This is a genomic window from Synechococcus sp. H55.11 (genome assembly GCF_047462475.1).
In the GTDB taxonomy this organism is placed as follows: domain Bacteria; phylum Cyanobacteriota; class Cyanobacteriia; order Thermostichales; family Thermostichaceae; genus Thermostichus.
The window spans coordinates 1-9635 of the sequence record NZ_JANSJI010000037.1; the positions used below are offsets into that span (position 1 = coordinate 1).

The window sequence follows — 9635 nt, forward strand, 5'->3', positions numbered from 1 at the left end:
GTCGCGTGAGCGGCGCGGAGCGCTTGGGCTGGGAGAGGGGCCGGGGGTGAGGGCTATTCCAGCAACAGGCGCAAGTCCAGGTGGGGCCGCCACCGCTCCGCCAGCCGCTCCAGCAATTGCTCCCGCTGCTGAGCATAGTGGCCTTCCAGCTCCGGCAAGGGATCCCAGCCTTTTTGGCGGCGCAACTCGTTTAGCCAGTGTCGCCGCCAGCGGTGATTGTCGAAGAGGCCGTGCAGATAGCTGCCCCAAATCCGGCCCGTGGGATCCCGCCAGCCCAGGTTCTCTTGGTCGAAGATCGGCAGGCAGCCAGCGGGATCCGCCTGGGTGGATCCCTGGTGGATTTCGTACCCCTGGACGGGAGCAGGAGCGGGCCAGCAGCTTTGTGTCTGCACCTGCCGGGTAACTTTGGTGGGGTGCAAAACAGTGGTCAGAGGGAGAAAGCCCAGCCCTGGGTAGGTGCCGGCAACTCCCTCTAGGCCATCGGGATCGGCGAGGGTTTCCCCCAACATCTGCAGTCCGCCGCAGATGCCGACGATGTGGCCGGAATAGTGGCGCAGTTGGTCGGCCAGGCCGGTCTTTTGCAATGCCAACAGATCCTTGAGGGTGGTTTTGCTGCCGGGCAGGATGACGACATCGGGGGATCCCAGGCTTTGGCCGGGGTGAATCCAGCGCAGATGGACGCTGGGCTCGGCCAGCAAGGGGTCGAAATCGGAGAAATTGGCCACCTGGGGCAGGCGAACCACGGCGATTTCCAGGGAGTCTTCCCGCCTGGGACGGCGATTTTCCCAGAGTTGGGGGCCGGCCTCGATGCCCAGCGAATCTTCCTGGGGCAGCACCCAATCCAGCCAGGGCAGAACCCCAACCACCGGGATCCCGGTGTAGCTCTCCAGCCAATCCAGGCCGGGCTGCAGCAGCTCCCGCGAGCCGCGAAACTTGTTGATAACAATGCCGCGGATCAGGGCTCGTTCTTCCGGTTCCAGCAGTTGCAGCGTGCCCACCACATGGGCCAGCGCCCCACCCCGGTCGATGTCCGCCACCAGCCAAGTGGGGGATCCCAAATGCAAGGCGACCCGCATATTTGCCAAATCCCGATGCTTGAGGTTCACCTCCGCCGGGCTGCCTGCCCCCTCGCAAACGATCCAGTCGTACTGCTGTTGTAAGCGGGCCAGGGCTTCTTTGACCGCTTGCCAGGCCGGCGCAAACCAGCGTTCGTAATACTCGCCGGCGCGGCAGGTGCCCACCGCCACTCCATTCAAGACGATCTGGGAAGTCAGGTTGCCCTGGGGCTTCAACAGGATCGGGTTCATCTCCACCGCAGGCGGGATCCCGGCGGCCCAGGCTTGCAGAGCCTGCGCGTAGGCGATCTCTTTGCCCTCGGCGGTGACATAGGCGTTGAGGGACATATTCTGAGCTTTGAAAGGGGCAACCCTTTTTCCTGCTTTCTTGAGAAGGCGACAGAGGGCCGTTACCAAAAGGGTTTTGCCCACATGGGAAGAAGTTCCCACCACCATCAAGGCTCGACCTGAACGGCTCACCCCGGATCCCTCACCCTTGGTTGCAAGCTGTCGCCATTCTCTCCACCGACCGTCGCGCCCAGACAGGGCATCCGTCGGCAAAAGCGACTCCCCAGTTCCCCCGATCAAAACGCTTGCAGTGTAGATTCGCGGCTGCGGGCCTACAACAGATCCCAGCAACCTGCGCCTCTGCACTTGCCAGACTTTGAGCTGGGGCAGATGGATTCGAACCACCGAATGGCGGGACCAAAACCCGCTGCCTTACCGCTTGGCGATGCCCCAATTCACATTGCTTAACCAGCTTAACTAATGTAGCGATGCAGGCTCAGGTCTGTCAACGGTTGCGCTGGCCTCCTGTATCGTGGGGAAGCGGCAGCTCTTCGCCAAGGCCGGAGCCAGCGTCAAAGGGGTTCAGAGAGAGAATGCGAGCCACCTCGAAGAAATAGGCACGGATCTCCGGCCCAAAGTAGATGACATCCCCACTCTTCAGGTAGTGGGTAGCCACCCGCGTGCCGTTGACAAACACCCCATTGGTACTGGCCTGCCCCTTGCGGTTGCCGTCGATCAGGCAGTAGGTAAACCCTGTCCGGCTGGACTGGGTGGACACCCGCACCAGGTAAGCATGGCGACGCGAGACAAACCGGTTGACGATCTGAATGGCGTTGGAGGGATCCCGGCCAACCGTGTAGATGTTCTCCCGCAGGATGTAGCTGCAGGGCCGCACAGGATGGCAAACGGACAGGGTAAACTCCGGGTGAGACAACGGCTGCTCAGGGACTTGGTCGAACAGATCCAGCGGCAGGTCAAAGCCTTGGCTGGAAAGAGAACTCCCCCCGCCCACCTCTGTGATGGAGGTCAAAAACTCGTCGTAGCTCTGTGGCAACAGCGTTTCCTCCTCGACGCTCAACCGCATGCCCGGCAGCCTAGCTCTTCAAGTCTAAGCCCTTAAACCTTAGAGTTCCTCAAAACCCTACCCTTTCCAAAAAACTCGGCCTCGGCAGGCTGTCGGAAAACCCACAAGCCTTGATGTACCCTACTATACACCACAGGCGGCTTTGGAGATACTCCGTTTCCCAAAGAAAATTAGGTTTGGGTTCAAGTCAAAGCTACTCGTGTTTTAACGGATCCCTTGGGAGCCACAGCCTTGGCCGCGGGCGGGCTATTCTGGGTAGCAGGTTTGTAGCCTTGAGGTGTGGGTGTGACGGAGGCCCTGTTGCGTCGGTTGGATGTGGCCACAGAGGCGGCTCTGGAGGCAGGGGCTTTGCTGCGCAGTTACGTGGGGGGCAACCTTGCCATTGAGGAGAAACGCCCGGGCGACCTGGTGACGACAGCGGATCGCGCTTCCGAGGAGCTGATCATAAAAATCTTGAGGCGGCACTTCCCCGAAGACGGGATCTTGACGGAAGAATCCGGCCAGCAGGGATCCCCGCAGGGCACCTACGCCTGGATGATCGATCCCCTCGATGGCACCACCAACTTTGCCCACGGCTATCCCTTTGCTGCCGTTTCTATTGGTCTGCTGGAGGGGCGGGAGCCGGTGCTAGGAGTGGTCTGCGACATCTTTCGCGGGGATCTCTTTCGCGCCGTGCAGGGGATGGGAGCCACCCACAACCGCCAGCCCATCCGCGTCTCCTCTACTACCGAACTCTCCCGCAGCCTCTTGGTAACCGGCTTTGCCTATGACCGGCGCGAAACCCCGGACAACAACTACGCTGAGTTCTGCCACTTCACCCACCTCACCCAGGGAGTGCGCCGGGGCGGATCGGCTGCCCTGGACTTGGCCTACGTGGCCACTGGCCAGTTGGATGGCTATTGGGAGCGAGGTCTCTCCCCCTGGGACATTGCCGCCGGGATTGTCTTGGTGCGAGAGGCCGGCGGCAAGGTCACTGCCTACGATGGCAGCCCGGTGGATGTGTACAGTGGCCGCCTGCTGGCCAGCAACGGCTGGTTACACGCTGCTCTTCAGGAAGAACTGGCCCAGGTCAGCCCCCTGCCGGTCTCCTTCCCCATGCGGCGGCCTCGAGAGCGAAACGGCCAAAGATAAAGATGAGGTAAAGTTCAGGCAAAAATTGGGTAAGCTTTACGCACAGGCCCTTATGGCTCCTTCCCAAGGTCAGAGAGATAGCTTGGCCGGGAAAACACTCCGGCGTTGTTGTTGGGCGGCAGGGTTTGGCCTGGCGCTTCTCTTGGGGATCCCGGCCTACCCTCAGCCTGCCCAAAAACCGGCCCTGCCCGCTCCTGCCGGCGAGCGAGCCCAGCCCCCCGATTCCCGTTGGGCCGAAATTCAGGCGCGGGGGCGCATCCGGGTTGGCCTGGATCCCAGCCTGGGCCCGGCTTACCTCTACACCGACCTAGAGCGGCAAACCTACGCCGGCTTTGAGTGGGATATCCTCGAGGCGCTTGCCCAGACGCTGCAGGTGCAGGTGGAGCCCGTCTACGTGGCTTGGAGTCAGCAGTTGGCGGCTTTGCAGGCAGATGAGGTGGATCTCATCTGGGGGGCGCGGGAAGCTTTGGGCTTGGATCCGCAGCAATTTCTCGCCACCCGGCCCTACTACCTCAGCCCCCAGCGCTTGGTGGTACGGGATCCGGGGCCAGGGGAAACTCCCATTGAGGCGCTGTCGCAATTATTTGGCCGCAAAGTGGGCATTGTAGTGAACAGTACGGGAGCAGCTCTGTTGGAGGCGTACAACGAGAGGCGGGGCAACGCCATTCGTCTTTTTGCCACCAGCAACCCGGAGCGCCTGTTTGCTCAGCTCCAGGCCGGCCAGTTGGATGCCGTACTCGTCGATCAGCCCGTTGCCGCCCTGAGCCTGCGCCAGGCAGGATCCCGGCTGCGCCTGGCGGGGCCGCCTCTGTTCCCGATTCCTCTGGTGGGCGTGGTATCCTCGCAGCATCCTTCTCTGAAGGAAGCCGTGGATGGGGCAATCGCAATCCTGACCGAGAACGGAACTTTGCAACGCATCTTGGAGAAGTGGCAACTATGGGATCCAACTCTGATGTCCCCCGCCTCAGCCGAGGACTAGCCCGCTACGAGACGGACCATTTCGCCATCTTGGGCGTACCCCTCACCGCCGACTCCAAGGGGATCCGGCGCGGCTACTTGCAGGCGGCCAAGGCCCTGCACCCGGATCGCTTTGTCGGGGATCTGGAAGGGGCAGAGCGGGCCAACGTCCTCTTTGCCAAGCTGGTCAGCCCGGCCAACGAAGTGCTGACCAAGGAGCGGGAACGGTCAGAATACGAGACTGTGCTCAAGCTGCGCGTTCAACGCCTGCTGGAGTCGCCGCCCCCCGATCTGTGGCCCACTGGAGAAGCCGTCAAAGACCTGGCCGAGCGCTCTGATTGGCAGGAAGAATACGTCCGGCGGGTGGAGAAGCTGGCCAAAGAGCAATACAGCTCTATGACCACGCTGCTGGAGAAAACCGAGCAACTGAGCGAGCTGAACCTGGCCTACCTGCTGCTCAAAGCCGGCTACAAAGGGATCCCCGCCCCTGCCGCCAGAACCACCACCCTGACTGGGATCCCAACCCCTTCCCCCAGCCGCACCACCTTGGGTGGGATCCCGGCCAGCTCCCCCGTTCCGTCTCCTACTGCCCCGCCCACCCCGCCCCCAACTCCGCAACTCAGCCCCGCTGAGACTCGCTTCCTGCAGGCGCTGGACATGATCGAGCGCAAGCAATACCGGGATGCGGTGCAGTATCTGAACTTCGCCATCAGCGCCCAGCCCAACGTGGCCCGCTACTATCTGCACCGGGGTATCGCCCACCTCAAGCAGGGCAACGCCGGCATGGCCAAGGCCGACTTCCTGCAGGCCAGCCGCCTTGAGCCGGGCAACGCCGAGTTGATGGCGGAGGTGCGCCGCTGGTTGCAGCAGGTCACCACCCAGCAGCCGGTTCCCGTCCCTGCCGCCAGCCGCCAGACGTCCCAAGCCCAGAAAATCGTGCCACCGCCGCGCAAAGAAGACAACGGCGGCTTCTGGAGCCGCCTCTTTGGCAAGAAAAAGTAGGCCAAACTCCGCTCAGGAAGCGCCCCCCAGCACCAGCAGCGTGACCAGGGATCCCGTATTCCAGAGGCTGTGCAGCAGGATGGGGGCCAGCAGGTTGCGGCTGTGGCTGTACACCACCCCCAGCACCACCCCCAGCATGGTCAGCGGCAGCAGATCGGAAAGGTTGAGGTGGGCAAGGGCAAAGGTGAAGGCGCTGAGCAAGATGGCAGCCCCCATCGGCAAGTAGCGGCTCAGCGTAGGCAGCCAAAAGCCCCGGAACAGCACCTCCTCAAAAACGGGGGCACAGACAGACACCACGGCCAAAAACAGCAAGCGCGCCCCCCAGCCGTGGCTGTCCAGCAGCAGGGGCAAGATGGGGTTCCCGCCCCCTGCCTGGGGCAGCAGCAACTGCGACAGCGCCGCTGCCAGCACCACCAAAGGTAGGGCCACCCAGTAGCCGCATAGGCCCCAGAGCGGCCAAGGGCCCCACAGCCGCACCTGCAACGCCTTCTGCCAACCGGGATAGATCCGAAGAAGCCGGTACAACAGCGCCGCCCCCAGCAGAGCGCCGGCGTTGTAGGTGAGAAACAAGGCCACCGCCTGATGCCAAGGGCTGAGCTGTTGTGCCCCCAAGCCGAGCAGAACCATGTAAAGGCGAGGCACCAAGGTATTGAGGAGAATGAACCCCAAAAACCAACCGGTCAGCACCGCCTGCGCTCCGATCCCCGGCCAAGGCACCTCCCACGGCGGGCCGAGGAGCGGACGTTGGCGCCAGAAGCTCCAGCCCAGCCAACCCAACAGGAGGATTAGCCCCAGCAGCGCCCCCAGCATCGGGATCCCGCCCACCACTGCCAGCCGGAACAGAGCTGCCAAGGCCAATTTTTCCTGCTCCTGGTTGAGGGCATTGAGGCTGTCGCTGCGCTGTTGCAGCCGGTAGAGCTGCTGCAGGGCCACTGCCTCAAACCAGCCGTCCAGGTGGTTGCGGATCTGCACCTCGGCCTCCGGCAAGATGCGCCGTGGCGTTCCCCACAGCCCTTGCAAGAGCCGCGCCACCCCTTTTTGGCGGGATTCCAGCTCCAAGGGACGTTCTGGATCGATCACCTGCTGCCACTGCTGCTGGGCTGCCTCCAGATCCTCCTGGTAGGCGGAGAGCAGGCCCAGGCGCAGCCGCAGGGCGTCCAGCTCCGCCTGCAGCTCCTGGACAGAAGCCAGCAGAACGGGATCCACTTCTTCTGGAGTTGAGGCCGGCCCCACCGCATCCGAGAGGCTGGCCAATTCGGATCTGCCCGCCTCCGAGGGAGTCGCCCTTTCCAGCCGTGCCATCCGTTTGAGGCGCTGCAGGCGTTCGGCGTAGTTGTCGGCCACCTGCCGGTAGCGATTGTGGGCCAGCTCGAAAACGTTCTGCCCCAGCAAAGCCCGCGCCAGATCCTGATAGCGGGGATCGTCGAGGGTGCGGGCAGCCTGCAGGGCGAGATGGGTTTGCAACAGATCCAACCGCGTTTGGGGCGGCGGCTGAAACCAACTGCTGGAAAGCGAAAGCCCGACAATCAAAAGGGCCAATAGGCTCAGCAGGTTGAGGATCCCACGGCGAACAGAAAGCCAATGGGGATCGACCGAGGCCGTGGCGTCAGAGGGAGACATGACAGCAACAGAGGCAACTCCAGCGGGTTATATCCTAGCTTCTATTGGCTTCGGCAGGATGAAGGGGTCAGCGGCGCTCTAGCCAATAACGGTAGATGGGCAGCCCCAACTGCAGACACTGCCACTCCCGCTCGGTAGGAATACCGAAGGGGTTGTCATCGATGGGCCCCTGGCAGGGATCCCAAAACTGCGGATGGTCTAAAAATCGAGCTGCCATTTCCTCGGCCACTTCCCGCACGTCCGACTGCAGGAAGACGGGGCTGCCCGGTTGCAGCAGCAGGGCCAGATCCGCCACCAGTTGCGGTTGGACGATCCGCCGTTTGTGATGGCGCTTTTTAAACCAGGGATCCGGAAATTGGATGGTGACTCGGCTGAGATCCCCCGGGGCAAATAGATGCCGCAGCGAGACGTTGATGTTGGCAAAGAGGAAATGGACGTTATCCAGCCCCAGCTCGTCCCGCCAAGCATTGGCCCGCTCCACCAGCGGCTGTCGAATCTCCACGCCCAAAAAGTTCCAGTCGGGCTGCTCCTGGGCGATGCGCAGCAAAAAGCGTCCGCTCCCGCTGCCGATATCCAAATGAAAGGGTTGCCCCAGCCGCCGGTACACCCGTTCCCAGTGGGGCGGGGGGGTGGGCTGTTGGTATTGCGCCTGTAGGGGGTTGACGTGTTGCCGCAGCCGCTGGCCAAGACCTTTCTGCAGCGGGATCCCTGCCCAAGCGGGGGAGTCCTTCTCAGGTTGGGTTACCTGCTGTGCCCGTTGCACGTCTGTTTCCATAGACCACCTCCTGCCGCTAGCTTCAGCCCTCCCCCCAAGGGATCCCAAAAGATCCCCCAGTTGGGATGGAAAGGTAGAGGAGCTCTAGGCTACCACCGGATGCTGTCGATGACTTGCCGCAGGATCTGGGCCGAGCGGTGCAGTTGCTGTTGCTCGCTCTCGGTGAGGGACATGGCCAGCGTGCGCTCCACCCCCTGCCGACCGACCACTCTCGGCAAACTGAGGCAGACCTCCGGCAGACCATACTCCCCCTGGGTGAGGCTGCTCACGGTTAAAACGCGCCGCTGATCCCGTACCAGGGCCTGGACAATTTGCGTCACCCCCAGACCAATGGCATAGCTGGTGGCCCCTTTGCGGCGGATGATCTCATAGGCGGCATTGCGCACCTGCTCGAAAATATCCCCCAACTGGGCGGGATCCCACTCCGGCGAGAGCTGGCCAATCGGCGTGCCGGCAATGTTCACCTTGCTCCAGACGGCCACCTCGCTATCTCCGTGTTCGCCGATAATGTAGGCGTGCAGGCTGCGCGGATCCACCCCCAGCCGCCGGGCCAAAAGATAGCGGAAGCGGGCCGTATCCAACACCGTGCCCGATCCCAACACCTGCCCCGCCGGCAGCCCCGACACCTTCAGGGAAACATAGGTCATGATATCGACGGGGTTGCTCACCACCAGGAAAATGGCGCTGGGGCAATGCTCCATCAGGGCCGGGATCAGGCTTTTGAAAATCTCAACGTTGCGGTGAACCAGATCCAAACGGGTTTCGCCAGGCCGCTGCTTGGCTCCCGCCGTCACAATCACGACGTCTGAGCCGGCGCAATCGGCCAGCTCTCCCGCCCAGATCCGCGTCGGCTCCACAAAAGGGATCCCGTGCACCAGATCCATCACTTCCCCTTCCAGCTTGGCGCGGTCGATGTCGTGAAGAACCAGCTCATCGAGGGTGTTCTGGATCACCATCGAGTAGGCACAGGCCATGCCCACCTGCCCGGCGCCGATGATGGATCCCTTCAAAAGGCGGCGAGAAGTCAGCCCACTGGCTTGCTGCTCAAAGGGTTGCTTGGGTTGGCGCTCAGAAACGGTCATGGCTTCAGCCGCTACGCTTCCCTTCCCAGCTTAAGCCTGGCCAAGCGGAGAGCAAAATAGCATTGGGTAGTCCTCAACTCCGTTGCTGGGTTAGCCGTTGCCAAAGCTCCAGAGGAATGCGCTCGTGAGGACACTTCAGGGACCGAATCTGAGCCAGATCTTCCGGCAAGTAGTGCAAAGCCACCCGCGCCGTTGCATCGAGGAGACTGCGCCGCCGCTGGGGATGTTGCTCGGCTTCTCCCAAAAACACATCCAGCCAGCCATCCTGCTCCTGGTAGCGCATCCGCAAAGCAGAGAGAGAAGGCAGGGACTCTTGGCGGTAGAGCTGGAAGCCCTGCTCAGGGCTCCACCCCAGCCACCACTGGGGCGCCAGTTGCCCCAACTGCCGACACCACACGCCCGCCTGTACCTGTTGCCATGTCATGCTTGCCACTCCGCGACCCGTTCTCCTGAGAAGGCTTAACTGCAAATCTTTAGCAATTGCCATTTGGGTAAGCACTTTACCAGACCTTCCCAGCTTGATGCAACTCTTTATCAAAGAAAACCCCTACCATGCCCCTAATTTATTGAAAGTAGTTGCAATAGAGATATCCTGTAGCTGAGTTAAGTGGTGGAGTTATATCCCTCAGTCTGACTCTCTA

General features: G+C 62.1%; 9 protein-coding genes and 1 tRNA gene. 3 read left to right on the top strand and 7 right to left on the bottom strand.

The genetic code is table 11. The annotated features are described in order from the left end of the window. Positions 1-53 precede the first annotated feature (53 nt). The 3 genes from NW853_RS01540 to NW853_RS01550 form a co-directional block, all read right to left on the bottom strand. Positions 54-1511 (bottom strand): cobyric acid synthase, encoded by a 1458-nt coding sequence (locus tag NW853_RS01540; protein ID WP_414333762.1) that lies wholly within the window; start codon positions 1509-1511, stop codon positions 54-56. A 213-nt stretch (positions 1512-1724) separates the two neighbouring features. Then, a tRNA-Gln gene (locus tag NW853_RS01545) sits at positions 1725-1796 on the bottom strand. A 52-nt stretch (positions 1797-1848) separates the two neighbouring features. Next, entirely contained in the window at positions 1849-2427 is a 579-nt protein-coding gene (locus NW853_RS01550) for an FHA domain-containing protein (RefSeq protein ID WP_414333756.1), read from the bottom strand. Positions 2428-2706: 279 nt separating this feature from the next. Here NW853_RS01550 and NW853_RS01555 point away from each other — a divergent pair, with 279 nt between their 5' ends. From NW853_RS01555 to NW853_RS01565, 3 genes are all read left to right on the top strand, one after another. After that, the gene (locus tag NW853_RS01555; protein WP_414347342.1) at positions 2707-3558 is read left to right on the top strand and encodes an inositol monophosphatase family protein; all 852 of its coding nucleotides are present in this window, start codon (positions 2707-2709) and stop codon (positions 3556-3558) included. A gap of 82 nt (positions 3559-3640) precedes the next feature. Then, positions 3641-4537: an ABC transporter substrate-binding protein gene (locus NW853_RS01560; protein WP_414347345.1), complete on the top strand. Its 897-nt coding sequence runs from the start codon at positions 3641-3643 to the stop codon at positions 4535-4537. Further along, positions 4495-5517: a DnaJ domain-containing protein gene (locus NW853_RS01565; protein ID WP_414347348.1), complete on the top strand. Its 1023-nt coding sequence runs from the start codon at positions 4495-4497 to the stop codon at positions 5515-5517. The genes NW853_RS01560 and NW853_RS01565 overlap by 43 nt, the downstream gene beginning before the upstream one ends. Positions 5518-5529: 12 nt before the next feature. Here the strand turns inward: NW853_RS01565 and NW853_RS01570 are convergent, their stop codons facing one another. The 4 genes from NW853_RS01570 to NW853_RS01585 form a co-directional block, all read right to left on the bottom strand. Beyond that, positions 5530-7137 (bottom strand): type II CAAX prenyl endopeptidase Rce1 family protein, encoded by a 1608-nt coding sequence (locus NW853_RS01570; protein WP_414347351.1) that lies wholly within the window; start codon positions 7135-7137, stop codon positions 5530-5532. 67 nt (positions 7138-7204) lie between these two features. Then, a complete protein-coding gene (gene trmB, locus NW853_RS01575) occupies positions 7205-7912 on the bottom strand; it encodes a tRNA (guanosine(46)-N7)-methyltransferase TrmB (RefSeq protein WP_414333748.1) in 708 nt (235 codons plus the stop codon). A gap of 89 nt (positions 7913-8001) precedes the next feature. Further along, positions 8002-8922: an L-lactate dehydrogenase gene (locus NW853_RS01580; protein WP_414333761.1), complete on the bottom strand. Its 921-nt coding sequence runs from the start codon at positions 8920-8922 to the stop codon at positions 8002-8004. 145 nt (positions 8923-9067) lie between these two features. Next, positions 9068-9418, bottom strand: a complete 351-nt coding sequence (locus NW853_RS01585; protein ID WP_414333746.1) for a hypothetical protein — start codon at positions 9416-9418, stop codon at positions 9068-9070. Positions 9419-9635: the final 217 nt, after the last annotated feature.

Bases quoted from the DNA above. Each gene is read 5' to 3' on its own strand.
- NW853_RS01540 (WP_414333762.1), bottom strand. From the start codon at position 1,511: ATGGTGGTGGGAACTTCTTCCCATGTGGGCAAAACCCTTTTGGTAACG.
- NW853_RS01550 (WP_414333756.1), bottom strand. From the start codon at position 2,427: ATGCGGTTGAGCGTCGAGGAGGAAACGCTGTTGCCACAGAGCTACGAC.
- NW853_RS01565 (WP_414347348.1), top strand. From the start codon at position 4,495: ATGGGATCCAACTCTGATGTCCCCCGCCTCAGCCGAGGACTAGCCCGC.
- NW853_RS01570 (WP_414347351.1), bottom strand. From the start codon at position 7,137: ATGTCTCCCTCTGACGCCACGGCCTCGGTCGATCCCCATTGGCTTTCT.
- trmB (WP_414333748.1), bottom strand. From the start codon at position 7,912: ATGGAAACAGACGTGCAACGGGCACAGCAGGTAACCCAACCTGAGAAG.
- NW853_RS01585 (WP_414333746.1), bottom strand. From the start codon at position 9,418: ATGACATGGCAACAGGTACAGGCGGGCGTGTGGTGTCGGCAGTTGGGG.